The organism is Halolamina sediminis (genome assembly GCF_001282785.1).
In the GTDB taxonomy this organism is placed as follows: Archaea; Halobacteriota; Halobacteria; order Halobacteriales; family Haloferacaceae; genus Halolamina; species Halolamina sediminis.
This window is the reverse complement of the sequence record NZ_CVUA01000001.1, coordinates 1,143,736-1,159,637: the sequence shown is the minus strand read 5'-3', so window position 1 is coordinate 1,159,637 and position 15,902 is coordinate 1,143,736. Positions and strand designations below refer to the sequence as shown.

At 68.0% G+C, this 15,902-nt stretch carries 16 protein-coding genes; 4 read left to right on the top strand and 12 right to left on the bottom strand.

The window, feature by feature from the left end; genetic code table 11:
• Positions 1–96: 96 nt before the first annotated feature.
• Positions 97–276: a hypothetical protein gene (locus BN1959_RS05955; protein ID WP_053947780.1), complete on the bottom strand. Its 180-nt coding sequence runs from the start codon at positions 274–276 to the stop codon at positions 97–99.
• 96 nt (positions 277–372) lie between these two features.
• Here BN1959_RS05955 and BN1959_RS05950 point away from each other — a divergent pair, with 96 nt between their 5' ends.
• Entirely contained in the window at positions 373–771 is a 399-nt protein-coding gene (locus BN1959_RS05950) for a hypothetical protein (protein WP_053947779.1), read from the top strand.
• An 80-nt stretch (positions 772–851) separates the two neighbouring features.
• Here the strand turns inward: BN1959_RS05950 and BN1959_RS05945 are convergent, their stop codons facing one another.
• Genes BN1959_RS05945 through BN1959_RS05930 form a run of 4 tightly spaced genes read right to left on the bottom strand, consistent with a single transcriptional unit; the run spans position 852 to position 6,157 of the window.
• On the bottom strand, positions 852–1,841 hold the full coding sequence (locus BN1959_RS05945) for a cytochrome b/b6 domain-containing protein (RefSeq protein ID WP_053947778.1): 990 nt from the start codon (positions 1,839–1,841) through the stop codon (positions 852–854).
• A complete protein-coding gene (locus BN1959_RS05940) occupies positions 1,838–2,242 on the bottom strand; it encodes a hypothetical protein (protein WP_053947777.1) in 405 nt (134 codons plus the stop codon). The genes BN1959_RS05945 and BN1959_RS05940 overlap by 4 nt, the downstream gene beginning before the upstream one ends.
• Positions 2,239–2,943 (bottom strand): 4Fe-4S dicluster domain-containing protein, encoded by a 705-nt coding sequence (locus BN1959_RS05935; RefSeq protein WP_053947776.1) that lies wholly within the window; start codon positions 2,941–2,943, stop codon positions 2,239–2,241. The genes BN1959_RS05940 and BN1959_RS05935 overlap by 4 nt, the downstream gene beginning before the upstream one ends.
• 1 nt (position 2,944) lies before the next feature.
• Positions 2,945–6,157, bottom strand: a complete 3,213-nt coding sequence (locus BN1959_RS05930) for a formate dehydrogenase subunit alpha (protein ID WP_053947775.1) — start codon at positions 6,155–6,157, stop codon at positions 2,945–2,947.
• A gap of 272 nt (positions 6,158–6,429) precedes the next feature.
• Here BN1959_RS05930 and BN1959_RS05925 point away from each other — a divergent pair, with 272 nt between their 5' ends.
• Positions 6,430–8,547, top strand: coding sequence for a 4Fe-4S dicluster domain-containing protein (locus tag BN1959_RS05925; protein WP_053947774.1), 2,118 nt, complete (start codon positions 6,430–6,432; stop codon positions 8,545–8,547).
• 3 nt (positions 8,548–8,550) lie between these two features.
• Positions 8,551–9,177, top strand: a complete 627-nt coding sequence (locus BN1959_RS05920; protein ID WP_053947773.1) for a TorD/DmsD family molecular chaperone — start codon at positions 8,551–8,553, stop codon at positions 9,175–9,177.
• Between the two features lie 569 nt (positions 9,178–9,746).
• On the opposite strand, the gene BN1959_RS05915 is transcribed toward BN1959_RS05920, so the two are convergent.
• From BN1959_RS05915 to BN1959_RS05895, 6 genes are read right to left on the bottom strand one after another with little or no spacing between them, the layout of a single operon-like run.
• Positions 9,747–9,938 carry a hypothetical protein gene (locus BN1959_RS05915; RefSeq protein WP_053947772.1) on the bottom strand — a complete coding sequence of 64 codons (192 nt, stop codon included), beginning with the start codon at positions 9,936–9,938 and terminating at the stop codon, positions 9,747–9,749.
• A gap of 39 nt (positions 9,939–9,977) precedes the next feature.
• A complete protein-coding gene (locus tag BN1959_RS05910) occupies positions 9,978–10,337 on the bottom strand; it encodes a hypothetical protein (RefSeq protein ID WP_053947771.1) in 360 nt (119 codons plus the stop codon).
• On the bottom strand, positions 10,337–10,480 hold the full coding sequence (locus BN1959_RS14675; RefSeq protein WP_154018225.1) for a hypothetical protein: 144 nt from the start codon (positions 10,478–10,480) through the stop codon (positions 10,337–10,339). The genes BN1959_RS05910 and BN1959_RS14675 overlap by 1 nt, the downstream gene beginning before the upstream one ends.
• The gene (locus BN1959_RS05905) at positions 10,480–10,740 is read right to left on the bottom strand and encodes a hypothetical protein (protein ID WP_053947770.1); all 261 of its coding nucleotides are present in this window, start codon (positions 10,738–10,740) and stop codon (positions 10,480–10,482) included. The genes BN1959_RS14675 and BN1959_RS05905 overlap by 1 nt, the downstream gene beginning before the upstream one ends.
• Positions 10,741–10,788: 48 nt before the next feature.
• Positions 10,789–11,745 carry a DUF7124 domain-containing protein gene (locus BN1959_RS05900; RefSeq protein WP_053947769.1) on the bottom strand — a complete coding sequence of 319 codons (957 nt, stop codon included), beginning with the start codon at positions 11,743–11,745 and terminating at the stop codon, positions 10,789–10,791.
• Positions 11,742–13,592 (bottom strand): aldehyde ferredoxin oxidoreductase family protein, encoded by a 1,851-nt coding sequence (locus BN1959_RS05895; protein ID WP_053947768.1) that lies wholly within the window; start codon positions 13,590–13,592, stop codon positions 11,742–11,744. Before BN1959_RS05895 ends, BN1959_RS05900 begins: the two co-directional genes overlap by 4 nt.
• Positions 13,593–13,703: 111 nt before the next feature.
• Here BN1959_RS05895 and BN1959_RS05890 point away from each other — a divergent pair, with 111 nt between their 5' ends.
• A complete protein-coding gene (locus BN1959_RS05890) occupies positions 13,704–14,210 on the top strand; it encodes a DUF3592 domain-containing protein (RefSeq protein ID WP_053947767.1) in 507 nt (168 codons plus the stop codon).
• Positions 14,211–14,305: 95 nt separating this feature from the next.
• On the opposite strand, the gene BN1959_RS05885 is transcribed toward BN1959_RS05890, so the two are convergent.
• On the bottom strand, positions 14,306–15,796 hold the full coding sequence (locus BN1959_RS05885; protein WP_053947766.1) for an aldehyde dehydrogenase family protein: 1,491 nt from the start codon (positions 15,794–15,796) through the stop codon (positions 14,306–14,308).
• Positions 15,797–15,902 lie beyond the last annotated feature (106 nt).

Below are 15,902 nucleotides of genomic sequence, written 5' to 3'. Positions count from 1 at the left end.
GTTGTGACGTGTCTGTGCGGGGAAGGAACGTGAAAACGGTGTCTCGATCACCACGGGGCAGTCGCTGCCCGCCCTCGGCGGGGTTCTCGCGCCGCCTTACAGCGTCATCGATGCCACGAGCGCGACGACGAACAGCGCGACCGCGATCGCGGTGACGCCGGAGGCGGTCCCGCCGTTGTCGGGGCCGTCAGTGAACAGCATCGTTCCCACTACGCCGACTACGGCGAGGACGACCGCCGCCCACGCGTAGGCCATGTTGAGTAGCTCGCCAGCCATGCCTGGGCGTTACGGCGCGTCCGTAATAACTCCCCGGTCGCCGAGCGATCGGCCGCGGTGGACAGCTATATCCGACCTCATCCCCCACAGCGGGGTATGCGGATGGAACTGCGGGTCTGTAAACACTGCTACGAAGGAGAACACGGGAACCCCGAGAAGACGGCAGTTACCCGCGACATGGTCAGCTGTGCCGAGCGGATCCGGGAGTACAAGGACCTGATCGGAATGGACAGCCTCTACATCACGAAAGTGGTCGAGGGCGAGCCCGGCGGTTCCGAGGCGCTGTCGTCGATCGTCGCCTCGATCGAGGACGGGCAGATCCAGCTCTCGGACACCCAGCTGGTGATGGAGGACGACGACGGCAACATGCTCGTCTACCCCGAGCCCGAGGACGTGCTCGAGGTGCTCACGCGCAACATCGACCAGATCCAGCAACACGCTACCGAGGACGTGACGGTCGAACTGTCGACGGAGAGCGCGGAACTGATCTCTTAACTCCACCTCAGCCGCCGTTTACTCACACCCGACAGCCACGGCTGTTCGATCGGAAAGAAAGGAAAGCCGCGAGTGTGGCGTCAGTCGGCCGCTTCGGCGTCGACGCTGTCGGCCTCCTCCTCGGCCATACGCTGTTCCCAGCGGATGCGGACGAGGTTGCCGTACACCGACAGCACCATGCCGAGGAACAGCACGAGCACGCCGATGTTGACGCCGACGGTCAGCAGCAGGTTCGTCGGACCGCCGCCGACCAGCAGTTCGAGCGACACCGGGTAGCCGGTGTCGTAGATGCTGGCCACCAGCACGCTGACGATCCCGATCACCGTCGCCGCGCCGCCGAGGTTGGACGCGCTCGCCCAGTTGGGCGAGAGCTCGAGGTGCTCGATGCCCGTCCCCTCGTGGTCGTCGTCGTGTTCCTCGGGGATCATCGAGCGGGGGATGAACGCCTTGGTCTCCACCGGGAAGAACGCCGGGTGGAACCCGTGCTCGAAGATGTGGAACATCACACCCATCAGCATCACGACCCCCAGCAGGCCGTGGAACACGACGAACGCGATCGCCGCGGTCTGGGTCGCGAAGTACTGCATCAGTCCGGTCTTGCTCCAAATGAGCAGCCCGGAGATCGACAGCAGCGTCAGCTCCGCGGCGAAGATGAACACCACGCCCTTGCCGACGTAGCTCAGCAGCGGCACCTCGTCGGCCGTGCCGCCCGCGAACTGTCGGGCGTTGGGGTGGCGCTCCTCGGCGTTGCCCAGCACGAACTGGATGTCCTGCACGAACGCCTTCGCGTCGCCGGGCGTCGGCATGATCTCACGGAAGTTCGAGCGCCCGGTGTCCGTGGTCACCATCATCAGCATCCAGAACACGACCAGCGCCAGCAGGCCGACGCCGAACGCTCGGTGGAGCGCAGCGACCGCGCCGGAGCCACCCATCAGGGTGAGCATCCACCAGAGCTCGTCGTTGAACATGATGGCGTACCCCGTGAAGAACAGGAAGAACACGTCCATGGCGAGCAGCGAGTGGAACACTGTCGTCATCCGCGTGAACTTCCCGTGGTCGAGATTCGTCATTCGTTCTCACCTCCGTCCTCGCCGGCTCCCTGTGCCGGCGAGCCGCCGTCGGTCGCGACGCGGGACTCGCCGGGCTGGCGCATCCGTGCCGCGATGCGTCGGAACGCCCCCCAGTGGACGAACACCAGCACCAGGATGAACAGCCCCATCAGCACGTCGACCGCGTGCATCGCCTCCACGAGGAAGACGAGCCACTCGATCTCGTTGCCCTGGGCGAACGCAGTGCCGATCCCGCCGCCGTCGACGGTGGGCGAGACGCGGTCCAGCCGCTCGTAGAACACGTTGAACCCGTTGACGACCCAGATCAGCCCGAGTGCGACCGCCACCGAGATCACGGCGTTGACCGCGACGACCGTCCCCGAGTAGCTGCTGGCGCCGTTCTCTGCGGTCGAGTTACTCATACGCCGAACGCCTCCGAAGCTTCGTCCTCCCCGAAGACGACCTTCATCGCGTCGTCGTTGAAGAACGTCCCCGAGTCACGTTTGTCCAGCTCGTCGGCGATCTGCTCGGTCGTGCCCACGAGGATGGCGTCGGTCGCACACTCCTCGGCACACGCCGGGCCCTTGCCGACGTCCTGTCGATCCTGACACATCGTACACTTGTCCATCGTGCCGCCGGTGCCGAAGATCTCCGCGGCGCCGTCGTTCGAGCCGGGGAACTGCGGGGCGCCGAACGGACAGGCCGAGAGACAGTACTGGCAGCCGATACAGACGTCGTCGCGCACGTCGACGAACCCGTCGTCCTTCTTGACGAGCGCGTCGACCGGACAGACCGAGACACAGGGCGCGTTCTCGCAGTGGTAACACTGCATCGGAACGCTGGTCTCGCCGGGCTTTTGCCCGTTGTCCATCGCTGCCGAGGGGTCGTTGATCCGGCGCTGCCCGCCGACGTCGGCGGACTCGGTCGCACCCTGCTTGCCCTCGAGCATCGTGGAGATGCTGATACGCTGTTCGTCGCGGGGCATATCCCACGTTCGGTTACAGGCGACTACACAGCCGCCACAGTCGATACACGCGGCCACGTCGGGGAAGATGCGCGTATCTTCGCCGGTGCTCATCACCCCTTGGCCGATGACTTCGGTGTTTGATTCGTTGGTGGACATTTTACTGAACCGTCGTGTTGTCGCGGGTGTCGAAGTCCTTCTGCATCCCGAAGCCGGCCTCGTCCTGCGGGAACGAGAACGTCTCCAGGTCGACGTCCATGTTGAGCTCGTCGACGAGCTCCTGGGTCGCCGGTCGGACCTTCGCCAGCGCCGCCTTCGTCTCCTGCATCTGTGTCTCAACGTCGTACCCGCGCGAGGTGATGAAGTTCACCGAGTCGCCGATGGCGAACGGCTCGTTGCCGTCGGGGTACTTCTCGAGCAAGCTCTCACCTTTCGCGATGCCGCCCCAGTGGTAGGGGAGGAAGATCTCCTCCTCCTCCGGCCCGTGGCCGGGTCGCGGCGTCACCCGGGACTTGACCAAGACGGACCCACGGTCCGTCGTGGAGACGACGACGAGGTCACCGCCGTCGATCCCCATCTCCTCGGCCATGTTCGGGTGGATCTCCACGTACATGTGCGGCTGGAGGTCGGCCAAGTACTCGTTGGAACGGGATTCGGCCCCACCACCCTGGTGTTCGACCTGCCGCCCGGTCGTCATGACCGTACTGAACGCCGACTCGTCGCCCGGATCGTTCGCGGCCGCGGTCGCACGCTCCTGTACGGACGCGTTGTTCTGGTCGAGCCGGTAGAAGTTGGTCTGCTGCCCGTTCGCGGGCCAGTCCTCGACGAGATCGGGACGCGGGCTCTCGACCGGCTCCCGGTGGACCGGGACCGTGTCGAGGAAGCCCCAGACGACCGCGCGTGCACGGCCACGCCCGGTCGGCGCGTCCGGCTGGGCGTAGTCGTACTGCTCGTACCAGTCCTCGTCGAAGTCCGTCCCGTAGCGCTGGTTCATCGCGACCGCCGTGTCGTAGACGGACTGATCGGGATCGAGCGCGTACGCGTACGGCAACGAGAGCTGATCGGGGTTGGAGTAGTCCTCGGGCAGCGTCGTCGCAAACCCGGGGTACTGCGGGACGCCCTGCACTTCGTCGTCGAAGTCGGACTCCCACTCGGGCTCGTAGGGGTCACGCAGGAGGTTCAGACCCTCTTCGCCGTCCTGATCGTACGTCTCCTGCATCGGGTACTCCTTGTCCCCGACGTCCATCCCCTCCCACTCCTCGGGTGTCGGGGCCTGCACGCCCCACCGAGCGCGGAAGTCCTGCCCGCCGTTGCGCGGGTCGAGATCGTCGTTCCAGATGATCGGGGTTCCGGGGTGTCCCTCGCCCCAGCAGGGCCACGGGAGCTGCCAGAACTCCCCGGAGACGGGGAGTCCTTCCTCCTCACAGCGGAGGTTGTCCGTGGAGAACGCGTAGTCGTACTCCTGCTGCTCCTGCAGGCGTTCGGGATCCTGCTGGTAGCCGATCGTCCGGACGCCGAGGTTGACCTCGCGCAAGGTCTCCTCGTAGGTGCTCTTCCCGTTGTACAGGCCGGGGCCGGAGCCCCAGTCGAAGTGGTCGCCGAAGCCGAATCGGGCCGCGAGCTCCTGCATGATCTCGAGGTCCGGCTTCGTGTTGTGCGACGGCGGTCGCACGGGCTCGGACCACTGGACCGAACGGTGGGAGTTGGTGAGCGAGCGGTGGTGCTCGTACTGCGAGGCCGCCGAGAGGATCACGACGTTGTCCTGATCGGAGAGCACCGACGCCACCGAGGGGAACACGTCGACGACGACGACCAGATCCATCCGGTCCATCGCGTCTTTCATCTTCTGCATCTCCGAGATGGAGTTCAGCGAGTGGCCCCAGATGACGACGGCTTTCAGCTCGTCGGGCTGGTACAGCGGCGTCTCGTTGAGCCGCTCCTCCTGGGGGAGCCCGCCGTCGAACCACCGCGCGACGGTCATCCCCTTCTGGAACATCATCGAGCGGTCGTTCGGGAACGTCTCGTCGACCTCACCCTCACCGGACTGCGCGGCGTACTTCTCCTCCGGCATCAGGTCGTACTCCTCGTACAGTTCCTCGAAGCCGATCTCCCCGCTCGTGTACGGGCTTTTGCTCCAGACGTCCGTCCAGTAGCGCCACGAGCCGGGCGAGCCGACCGAGTAGTAGCCCGGCAGGATGTGGCTCGCGACCGCGAGGTCGGTCGCCCCCTGCACGTTCGCGTGGCCACGCATGACCTGCAGGCCGCCGCCGGATCGGGCGGCGCTCCCGGACGCCAGCGAGGTGAGCGCGTACGATCGGATGTTCTGGGTCCCGTTGTTGTGCTGGGTCCCGCCCATCGCCCACTCGATCTGGACGTTGGGGGCGTTCTCGGCGATCAGGTCGCCGAGCTGCTGGATCTGCTCCTGACTGACCCAGGTGATGTCCTCGACGGTCTCGAGGTCGTACTGGTCGAGCTCCGTCTCGACGTCGGGCCAGCCCATGACCCGCTCCTCCAGCATCTCCTGGTCGAGGTTCTGCTCGTCCCGGAGATACTTCATCAGCCCCATCATCAGGGCCACGTCGGTCCCGGGCCGCATCCGGTAGTAGTAGTCCCCGTGGGCCGCAGTCTTGGTGAACCGCGGGTCGACGACCGCGATCTCGCCCCCACGTTTCTGGCCCTCGAGGATGTGCTGCATCGCGATCGGGTGGGCCTCGGCCGGGTTCTGGCCGATGATGATGTTGAGGTCGAAGTTGCGGTAGTCGTTGATCGTGTTGGTCATCGCCCCGTACCCCCACGTGTTCGCGAGGCCGGCGACGGTGGTGGAGTGACAGATCCGAGCCTGGTGGTCCACGTTGTTCGTCCCGAACAGGCTGCTCAGCTTTCGGAACGCGTAGGACTCCTCGTTGGAGAAGTGGGCCGACCCCATCCACATCACCGAGTCCGGGCCGTGCTCCTCTCGGATCTGGTTGATCTCGTCGCCGACCTTGTCGAGCGCCTCGCTCCAGCCGGCCTTGCGCCAGCTGTCGCCGTCCTTGATCAGCGGATGTTTGAGACGCCGCTCGGAGTGTTCACTCCCGTAGATCGCGGCGCCCTTCGAACAGAGCGAGCCGTTGTTTATCGGGTTCTCGTGCCAGGGCTCCTGCCCGACGAAGGCGTTGCCCTTGCGTTCGCCCCGGAACCCACAGCCGACGGCACAGAAGTTACAGACCGTCTTCGTGAGTTCGCCCTCTTCGTCGGTTCCGTCTACCTCCCCGTCGCTTTGTGCGAGTGCCTGTCCCGCGCCGCCGCCCCCGAGGGCTACTGCGCCGGCCAGCGCACTCGCCTTCAGGAACGACCTGCGGTCCAGGTCGAGGGAGACTGGTTGTGAACTCATTGTTGTATCATCCCGCACCAACGACCATGTTGGTACGAATTAACGGAAACATGGACGGGTACTCCTTGAATCCATCGCACGGCAGTACTGTGGTTTCGGGGGTGATCGACCCGAATCTCGCTCGAAATGAAACTGATTACCGCAACATCGTACGCCGATTGCACGGTCGCGAAACGGGTATTGAGAACTACCGAGAGATATTTTCGGCTAACCAAAAGCAAAACTGCCCGTGTCGCAAGCCCTATTGGGGGCGGTGGGTAAGCGCTCGGACGATGAAGGTAGGCGCGTTCGTCTGCGACTGCGGCGCCCCGGACGCCATCGACGCCGAAGGCGTCAGGGAGGGCGTCGGCGACGAGGACGTGGAGGTGGTCGCGAGCGCGAGTCACCTCTGTGGCGACGGGCTCGGGAAGGCCGCCGCCGTCGTCGAGGAGTACGACCTCGACCACGTGGTCGCGACCGCTCCCGACGCCGGCTGCCAGCGACGGATTCAGGAGATGGCCGAGGCCCAGGGGCTCCACCCCGACGCCACCGCGTTCGTCGACCACCGCGAGGGCTCCGGCTGGGTCCACGAAACCCCCGAGGCGACCGAGAAGACCGCCCGAACCATCGACGCGACGGTCGCGGGCCTGCGCGAGGAGTCACCCTCGCGGACGGTGTCGAAAGAGGCCGGCGACCACGTCGTCGTCGTCGGCGACGCCGCCGCCGCGGGGTCGCTGTCGGGACGCGCCGACGTGACGCTGCTCGCGAACGGGCTGGACTTCGGCGAGCCGGAACACGATCTCGACGACGTGAACGTCGAGCGCGGCCGCGTGCGCGACCTCTCGGGCTCGTTCGGCGAGTTCGAACTGGCCGTCGAGGCCCGCGTCACCGAGGACTGCATCGGCTGCATGGAGTGTGTCAAGCAGGGCCCCGACGAGGCGGTCAGCTCCTACCCGGTCGACATCGCGCCGGACGCCCCCGACGGGGAGTATCTGGACTGCTGCCCGGTCGACGCCATCGAGCCCGAGGGCGTCGCGCGCACGATCGAGGCCGATCAGGTGGTGTACCCCGGCGGGCCGACGCGAGGGCGGGGCGGGCAGCTCGGCTACTTCTCGCACTTCGACGGCGGCGTCGCCGCGGCCGTCGAGAGCCAGCTCGGCGGGATCTCCAAGCCCCAACACCTCGACATCGACATGGACATCTGTGCCTCGGGCGACTCCGGCGTCGAGGGCTGTACGCGCTGTACCGACGCCTGTCCCCACGAGGCCGTCTCCCGGCCCGCGGTGGACGAGGTCGAGTTCGACGAGACCGCCTGCATGGACTGTGGCGCGTGTACGTCCTCCTGTCCCACGGGCGCGGTCGAACTCCGTGAGCCGACGAACGAACGCCTCGCACGCGAGGTGGAGTCCCTGCTCGACATGGAGGAGGGCGGCCGCCTCTCGAGCTTCTTCGGCGGCGACAGCGGCATCGACTCACCGGTCATCGGGTTCGTCTGTTCGGAGCAGGCCGCCGACGCGCTGAAGAGCTACGGCCGGCGCGCGGGCCGCGGCGAGGACGTGTCCTACCAGCCGATTCTCCCGGTCCGCGTGAACTGCACGGACACCGTGGGCGAAGCGCAGGTGCTCCACGCGCTGGCGGCCGGCGCCGACGGCGTCGCGATCGTCGGCTGCGGCGACAACTGTCTCCACTCCGGCCCCGACCCGAAGGCCGAACTGGTCGACCGGCTGAACGTCGCGACCGGCGACCTCGAACTCGGTGCACGGACCGCGTTCTTCGCGCCCGACGGGGACGATCCCGCGAGCTTCGCGGACGAACTGGACGCGTTCGTCGAGGGACTCGACCCGTCGCCGCTCCCGACCGGCGAGCACGAGGCCACCGGCACCGGCCGGCCGGAGTCACCCCGAGAGCCGTTCACGACCCACGACTGGGCGCTGGAGTCGCTGCGCCGAATTCTGGAGGAAACCGACCCGGACCGGGACGTGATCCGCGGGCTGGACACGTTCGGCCGGATGGAGGTCTCCGACGACTGCAACCTCACGCCAACCTGTTCGACGCTCTGTCCGACCGACGCCATCCAGCGAAGCGGCGAGGGCGAACTGCAGTTCAACCACGCCGACTGCGTGAACTGCGGGCTCTGTGAGAGCGGCTGTCCGGAGGGCGCCATCACGATCGAGGCCGGGCTCGAACGCTCCCGACTGCCGGAGAACCGCGACGGCGAGGAGTGGGAGCCCGTCTTCGAGGGCGAGATGATCGAGTGTGTCCGCTGTGGGACTCCCTTCACCAGCCGCGGGTCGATGGAGAAGGTGCAGGACGAGGTGGGCGACCTCGTCGAGGGCGTCGCCGGCGACACCGAGCACAGCATCTTCGAGTACTGCGACGAGTGCCGCGCGCAGATCGTGTTTCAGGGGTAACTAATGGACGAAACCGCCGTTTACGACGCACGCATCGAACTGGTCGACTTCGTGATCGAAGTGTTCCACGACACGCCCGACGAGGCGTTCGTCGAACGCTTGCTCGCGGGCGAGATCGAGACGCCCGGCGACGAGGTTAACGAGTACCTCGACGCCGGCTTCGCCGCGCTGGAAGAGTTCGTCGAAGAGAACGAGGGGCGCGACCCCGCGGAAGTGACCAACGAACTCGCCAAGGAGTACACCGCGCTGATGGTCGGTCCGCGGCCGAACGTGCTCCCCCACGAGACGTACTACCGGGACGACACCGAGTTCATCGGCGAGGGGCTGGCCGACGTGGAGGCCAGCTACGGCGCCGCGGGCTGGAACCCACCCGAGGAGTACGGCGAGGAGAACGACCACATCGCCGTGGAGTTCGCGTTCCTGCGGAACCTGATCGAGCGCCAGCGCGCCGGGCAGGACGAGACCGTCGGCTTCGAGCGCGTGTTCCTCGACGAGCACCTGCTGACGTGGCTGGAGCAGTTCACCGACCACATCGCGGCGGAGACCGACGAGCCGCTGTTCGTCGCCGGTGCGCGGATCGCCACCGGGACCGCGGCGTTCGAAGACGAGATCGTCGCGCAGTTGCTGTAGTTCTCGGTTTTCGTTTCGCTGTTCCTGCTCGCGTGACCCGAGAGTGGCACAGTACTAGCTCCTCGAACGACGGACAGAACTACGGAGTTCGCTGTCTTCGACGTTTCCAGCTCTACGTCGAACACGACCGCGGAGTTCGCTATGTCGACGGCAAACACGACCGCGGAGTGAGCTAGACCACTTGTGACCGCAACCGCCCCGCACAGCCCTCACGCCTCCCCAGCCGACTCGGTCGCTTCGCTCCCTCGTCCCTCGCGCGCTCGTTCGCCCACGGAGGGGCTCACGTCGCGCGCCACCGCCGCCGCGGTGCGGTGGCGGTGGACGCCTCGCCGGCGCCACGTTGGCGCCGGCGGGGGGAGGGGTGGGGACTCGGAACTGCGCCGGACCTTGTGTCCGGCGCACTGCAGTTACAAGTGGTCTACGAACGAGATGCTGTCGCGGTCGCTGTCTCAACAGTCAACGATCGAGTAGCCGTCGAAGGAAGAGACTACCACTGACAGAGAGAAGTCGCGATAACCGACTCCGAAGCTACCGGAACCGAAAACGACCGAACAGAAAAATCGACTACGTTACTCGTCGTCGTCTTCGAGGTCGTCGACCGAGGTCGCGAAGTCGCCGTCCTCGTACTTCTCGAAGTCGATCTCGCCGTCGACCTCGCCAGTGTTGATCTCGTGGGGGCCGCGCTCGTACTCCCAGACCTCGTAGTCGCCGAACGCGTCCATCGCTCCCTCCGGACGCCAGCCACTATCCTTGAAAGCCATACACGTGGGCAAGAGGCGACGGGGCTTAGTCGTTTTCCCTCACCAATCGTCGGCGTCGACCGGGGCGCCCGGGCCGGCCCCCGGCTGGATCGAGTCCTCGGGGAGGAACGTCCGGGCGAACAGTTCGAGGTGGAGCCCGAGCACCGCGCCCGGCTCGGCGTCGACGCGCTCTGCCTGCTCTTCCAGCAGTTCCTCGAGCTCGTCGCTGGGCGCGTAGTGGAGCGTCCGGTCGTCGAGCTCGAACTCGATCTCGGTCGTGCCGGAGGCGAGATGCTCGACCTCCAGCAGCGCCTGTTCGAGCTTCTGCTCCAGCGCGTCGTCGTCGTCGAGCATCCGCTGGTCGGCCCACTCCGACGCCGCGTCGGCGAGCCGATCGCCGATCGAGACTTGCAGCGCCATCAGAACGACACCCCTTGGGCCTCGCCCTCGAAGGCGGGCTTCCAGCGCGTGACTGCCTCACAGACCGGACACTCGGTGTCCACGGGGCCGGTCTCGCCGCCGAACCGCGCCATCGAGTCGCACTCGGTACAGACGTACTGCATTATGCGTCTTCGGGCGGCCACGACTGCGGCGCCGGCTCGTCGTGCTCGAACGCGCCCAGCAGCGCGACCGCGAGCACGACGCCGATACCCATCACGAGCACGCCGACGATCCCCGCGCCGGGGGTCATGCCGAACGGCTCGGGGTTCCAGTAGTCGAACTGTCCCAGCACGCGGGCGGCGGAGAACACCGTCCACACGATGGCGGCCAGAATGGCCACCGTCAGGAAGCTTGACTGCTCGAACGCCTCTTTCAAACTCATACCGGTTTCATTGAGCCGTCGAGGCAAAAACCCACGGGTCGCGGACGGTCAGTTCTCCCCCAGCTCCCAGCCGGCCTCCTCGGCGGCGGTCTCCAGCGGGACGAACTCCCAGTCGGCTTCCTGGGCCCACGCCTGCTCGCGCTCGTCGACGCCGACGAGCACCATCCGCTCGGCGTAGAACATGGAGTTCGGGCCCACGGCCCCGAGCCGCTCGGCCGGTCCCGTGCCGGAGCCGTTGAAGAAGTCCAGATCCAGGACGTTGTCGCGCTGGTACTTGTTGATCGTTGACGCGTCCACGTCGCCGACGATGCCGAGGTAGTCGGTCCAGTTTTCGGCGTCGGCCAGCGCGGCGTGAACGTTCCCGAGCCGCCGGATCGCGCGGTAGGAGAACGCCATCGTCATCTCCGCGGTCCGGGTCGTCGCCGAGCCGTGGGAGGCCGCGCCGGGCGTGGACTCGGACTGCTGGACCGGTTGGGCGTTCTCCCACTCCTCGCCGCGGGAGTGGCCGCCGGCGCTCGTCCGACTCGCACTCGGCGTCGCGCCGTCGCCGCCGGCGGGCGTCCCGGGTTTGGAGGCATCAGCGTCGGCCTCGGTCGCGTCAGAGGCGCCGTGCTCCCGGGCCGCCTCCCCCCACGCACGACTGGGCGCGTCGCCGGTGTTCGCGGGATCGTCGTTTCTTTCGGTTTCGTCACGCTCGGACTCGTCGTCGTTCGACGGGACGCCGCCGGTCGGCGCGTCGCCCGAACTCGCCGCGCCGCCGCCCGCGCCGCCGCTGTCGACGGGGACGCCGACGGGCTTGTCGTCGTTCTCTCGCGGGATGCGGGGGGTCGCCGTCCCGGTGTCCGCGAAGTCGTCGGCGCCGATGTCGACACTCCGTTCGGGAGGTGCTGGTTCCTCGTCCGGCGAGCCCTCGCCGCGCCAGAGCCAGTCGCCGGGGTTGGGTCGGTCCTCGTCGCGCTCCTCTTCGGGCTGTTCGACGTCGTCGAGATCGATCCTGTCGGTCATTCTGTCTGGGTATCGTCGGGTACTGTCGCGTCGCCGGCGGGCGCCGGGGCGTCGGTCGAGAGCGGCGTCTCGGCGTCGATCACGTCGTCGAGGTCGAGTGTCGTGACGAACTCACGAGTGGGGAGGCCGTCGCGGCCCCAGCCGCGGAACTCGTAGTAGGCGTCGAGCGTGCGCTCGAACGCCGCGGGGTCGATCGCGGCGCCGTCCTCGCGTGCCTGCCGCAGGCGGGCGGGCAGTTCGTCGTCCGCGCGGTCGAACCCCTCGCGGGCGTTGAACAGCCGGACCAGCGTCCAGATCCGTTCGCCGGCCCGGGCCAGCGACGCGGCGTCGTGGTCGATGCCGACCGCGCGGAGCCACTCCGCACCCAGATCTTCCCGGAGCACGTCGCCGAGGAAGTCGTCGGCGACGAGGCTCCAGAGCACCGAGCGGGCGGTCTGTGCCTCCGCGACCTCGCGGACGGTCTCCGCACGGCTCCGGTCGTGGAACACCTCCTCCTCGACGGGCCGGGCGCGCCGGTGACAACCGCCGCGGTCGCTGGTGGCGTAGGCCAGCGCCATCCCCTCGGCGCCTCGCGGGTCGTACCCCGGGAGCGCCATGGCCTTCACCGTCGGCACCAGTTCTTCGCCGGAGAGGTCGGTATCCCCGGCGTCCGCGCCGTCGCCGCCTCGCTCGTTCCGAGCCGCGAACGCGGCGGCCTCGGCGACCCCCTGTCCGAGTGCGTCCGCCAGCGGGTCCTCGCGGCGGGCGATCCGCTCGACGAGTTCGCGTGCGGCCTCGTCGTCGCCGAACTCGACCGTCTCGTCGACGACGCCAGCCTCCGCGGCGAGGACGGTCCAGGAGACGGCGCTGCCCGATTCGATCACGTCGACGCCGAGGCGGTCACACGCCGCGCCCAGCGCCGCGACCGCGTCGAAGTCGTCGATCCCGAGGCCAGCACCGAGGCTGATCGGCGTCGCCCCTCGGGGGACGCTCTCGCCCTCCTCGGTGTCGACTCGGAAGCCGCCGGGGACGCGGTCGTCCCCGCGTTCGCGCTCGATCGCGGCGTCCCGGGCGGCGCTGATCCCGACGCCCTCGCTCCCCTCGAACCGGCCGGCCTGCCACCCCTCGGTCGCGAGCGCGCCCACCTCGTCGGCGAACTCGACCGACTCGAGGGTGCCGCTGGCGGCCTGCCAGCGGCCGGTGGCGTGGTCGGCGTACTCGGCGTCGGTCCGCTCCCGGAGCTCCTCGATCGCGGGCGGGATCTCGGGCCGGTCGCCGCGGGCGACGACCGCCTTCAACCGCTTCGCGCCCATCACGGCGCCGACGCCACCGCGGCCCGCGTGGTGGTCGCCGGCGTCGGACGCGACGGTCGCGTAGGCGACCTCGTTCTCACCGGCCGGGCCGATACACGCGACGCTCGCGTCGGGGTAGGCCTCGGCCGTCTCGACGGTGTCGGCGCCCCAGTTCTCGGCCGGGACGAGGTCGGCGGCGCCGTCCTCGACGACCAGCGTCGTCGGCTCGTCGGCGGCGCCCTGCACGATCACGGCGAGACAGTTCGGCAGCGCGCCGGCGAGCGCGAGCGGGAACTGCCCGCCGGCGTAGGAGTCGAGGAACCCGCCCGTCAGCGGCGACTTCGTCACCGCGGCGTAGCGGGTCTCACCGGGGAGGTAGCCCGACAGCGGGCCGAGCGCGAAACAGAGCCGGTTCTCCGGCCCCAGCGGGTCGGCGTCGGCCGACAGCTCCTCGTAGAGGTAGCGTGCGCCGAGCCCCTTCCCGCCGAGGTAGCGTCGACGCCACTGCTCGGGCACGGGCTCCTCGGTGACCGCCCCGCGGGTGAGGTCGACGCGAAGTACCGACTCCCGTTGCATCTGTGGTTTCCAAGGCGGGGACGGCTAAAAGGGTTGCTCGACTGTGTGGTACTCGCGCTGCCCCCGAGGGAGCTTCGAGGGATTTAGGGGTCGATCGGTGGGACAGCCGACATGAGCGACGACGGGATCAGCGTCCGCGTGGGCGGGCGGGAGATCGACCCGATCCGTGGCGGCCTGCTGGCACTCCTCTTGGGGCTCGCGGTCACGGGGTACGGTGCCTACGACTATCAGCAGCAACAGCAGGCGCTCGAAGACGCCGTCACGGTCGACGCAACGGTCGTGGAGACTGGGGTCGAGACGAGAAGCGAGAGCAGCAGCCCCGGCGCGGAGTACGAGCCGACGGTGACGTTCGAGTACCGCTACGACGGGGAGAACTACACGAGTCACAGCGTGTTCCCCTCCGCCACCACCCCGAACTACGACACACGCTCGGCGGCCGTGTCGGTGCTCGACGGCTACGAGGCCGGCGACACTGCCACCGCCTACGTCGATCCCGACACCCCGGGAGAGGCGTTCCTCCTCGACAAGCGCTCACGGGGACCGGTGATCGCGGTGGCGATCGGCGGCGTGGTGGCGCTTCTGGGGGTCAGTTCCCTGTTCACCGGGCTCCGGTCGTAGCGGCGGGTTCGCCGCCTCCGGAGCCCGCCGGTTCGGTATCTATCGCGGACAAACGTCGGCAATCACGGTGGGTGGACCCCGTCGGGACGGGTCGTTCAGAACGGGTAGTCGCGGGGCTCCGTCTGGACCGAGATCCACTTCGTCTCGGTCACCTCGTCGAGGAACGCGTCGCTGTTGTAGCCGCCGACGCCGGAGGCGCCGATCCCGCTGAAGGGAACGTGTGCTTCGTCGTTGATCGGCTGGTCGTTGATGTGGACGTTGCCGGTCTCCATCCCGTGGGCGATCTCCTCGGCGACCCCGAGGTCGCCGGCGTGGACCGAGCCCGAGAGGCCGTACTCGGTGTCGTTCGCGAGGTCGATCGCCTCCTCGACGGTCGAGAACGGGATCACGGGCGCGATCGGACCGAAGTGCTCGTTACACGCGGCGGCCATCTCCATGGTCACGTCAGAGAGCACCGTCGGCGCGACGACGAGCGAGTCGTCGACACCGTCCAGTTCGACCGTCTCGCCGCCGGTCTCGAGCGTCGCGCCGGCGTCGACGGTCCGCTCGACGTAGTCGAGCATCTCGTCGCGCTGGGACTCGTCGATGATCGGGCCGACCACGGTGTCGGGCTCGTGTGCACTCCCCACCGGCAGCGCCTCGGCGCGCTCGGTCAGGCGCTCGACGTACTCGTCGTAGACGCTCTCGTGGACGATGTGGCGGTTGATCGAGATACATACCTGCCCCTGGTGCACGAAGCTGCCGAACACCGCGCCGTCGATCGCACGGTCGAGGTCGGCGTCGCCCGTGACGACGTGGGCGTTGTTGCCGCCCAACTCCATCGCCGGCACCGCGAGGTTCTCGCCCGCGAGGCCGGCGACGTGGCGGCCGATCTCCGTCGAGCCAGTGAACGCGACCACGTCGCTCTCGGGGTGACTGGCGACGCGGTCGCCGATCTCGCTGCCCTTGCCGACGACGACGTTCAGCACGCCCTCGGGGAGGCCGGCTTCCTCCAACAACTTCGCGAACAGCAGGCCGCCCGTGATCGGGGAGTTGGTCGAGGGCTTGAGGACGACGCTGTTGCCGGCGGCGATCGCGGGCGCGACCGCCCGCATCGAGAGGTTCAGCGGGAAGTTCCACGGCGAGATCACCGTCACCACGCCCTTGGGCTCGCGGTAGAGGCGGTTCTCCTTGCCCGGGATGTTCGACTCGGCGGTTTCGCCCTTCATCCGCCGGGGGAGCGTCGCCGCCTCGCCGGCGTGGTCGCTGGCGATCTGGATCGAGGTCTGCCCCATCGCGGGCGAGCCGCCGACCTCGTGGGTCAGCAGCGACGTGATCTCCTCCTCGTACTCCTCCAGCAGTCCGAGGAGGTTCTGGATCACTTCCGCGCGCCGTGCGGGCGGCTGGTCGGCCCAGGACTCCTGCGCCTCTGCAGCGGCCTCGTAGGCGGCGTCCACGTCGGCCTCGACGCCTGCGGGGACTTCGGTGACGACCTGCCGAGTCGAGGGGTCCTCGACGTCGATGGTCTCGCCGCTCTCGCTCGGGACGAACTCGCCGTCGATGTACTGGCTGGCCCAGTCGGCGTCGATAGTGAACTCTGTGCTCATCGGTGCTTTACCATACGGTCAAGAACGGGATAAGGGACACGGCGGCGGCGGCCGGCACCGCTACCCTCGCAAGCGACACGGGCGCCGGCGACGCTACCCTTTTGGC

Excerpts from the sequence above, each read along its gene's own strand:
- BN1959_RS14675 (WP_154018225.1), bottom strand. The coding sequence starts at position 10,480 with ATGCAGTACGTCTGTACCGAGTGCGACTCGATGGCGCGGTTCGGCGGC.
- BN1959_RS05950 (WP_053947779.1), top strand. The coding sequence starts at position 373 with ATGCGGATGGAACTGCGGGTCTGTAAACACTGCTACGAAGGAGAACAC.
- BN1959_RS05885 (WP_053947766.1), bottom strand. The coding sequence starts at position 15,796 with ATGAGCACAGAGTTCACTATCGACGCCGACTGGGCCAGCCAGTACATC.
- BN1959_RS05895 (WP_053947768.1), bottom strand. The coding sequence starts at position 13,592 with ATGCAACGGGAGTCGGTACTTCGCGTCGACCTCACCCGCGGGGCGGTC.
- BN1959_RS05945 (WP_053947778.1), bottom strand. The coding sequence starts at position 1,841 with ATGACGAATCTCGACCACGGGAAGTTCACGCGGATGACGACAGTGTTC.
- BN1959_RS05915 (WP_053947772.1), bottom strand. The coding sequence starts at position 9,938 with ATGGCTTTCAAGGATAGTGGCTGGCGTCCGGAGGGAGCGATGGACGCG.
- BN1959_RS05955 (WP_053947780.1), bottom strand. The coding sequence starts at position 276 with ATGGCTGGCGAGCTACTCAACATGGCCTACGCGTGGGCGGCGGTCGTC.
- BN1959_RS05935 (WP_053947776.1), bottom strand. The coding sequence starts at position 2,943 with ATGTCCACCAACGAATCAAACACCGAAGTCATCGGCCAAGGGGTGATG.
- BN1959_RS05890 (WP_053947767.1), top strand. The coding sequence starts at position 13,704 with ATGAGCGACGACGGGATCAGCGTCCGCGTGGGCGGGCGGGAGATCGAC.
- BN1959_RS05910 (WP_053947771.1), bottom strand. The coding sequence starts at position 10,337 with ATGGCGCTGCAAGTCTCGATCGGCGATCGGCTCGCCGACGCGGCGTCG.
- BN1959_RS05920 (WP_053947773.1), top strand. The coding sequence starts at position 8,551 with ATGGACGAAACCGCCGTTTACGACGCACGCATCGAACTGGTCGACTTC.
- BN1959_RS05900 (WP_053947769.1), bottom strand. The coding sequence starts at position 11,745 with ATGACCGACAGGATCGATCTCGACGACGTCGAACAGCCCGAAGAGGAG.
- BN1959_RS05930 (WP_053947775.1), bottom strand. The coding sequence starts at position 6,157 with ATGAGTTCACAACCAGTCTCCCTCGACCTGGACCGCAGGTCGTTCCTG.
- BN1959_RS05905 (WP_053947770.1), bottom strand. The coding sequence starts at position 10,740 with ATGAGTTTGAAAGAGGCGTTCGAGCAGTCAAGCTTCCTGACGGTGGCC.
- BN1959_RS05925 (WP_053947774.1), top strand. The coding sequence starts at position 6,430 with ATGAAGGTAGGCGCGTTCGTCTGCGACTGCGGCGCCCCGGACGCCATC.
- BN1959_RS05940 (WP_053947777.1), bottom strand. The coding sequence starts at position 2,242 with ATGAGTAACTCGACCGCAGAGAACGGCGCCAGCAGCTACTCGGGGACG.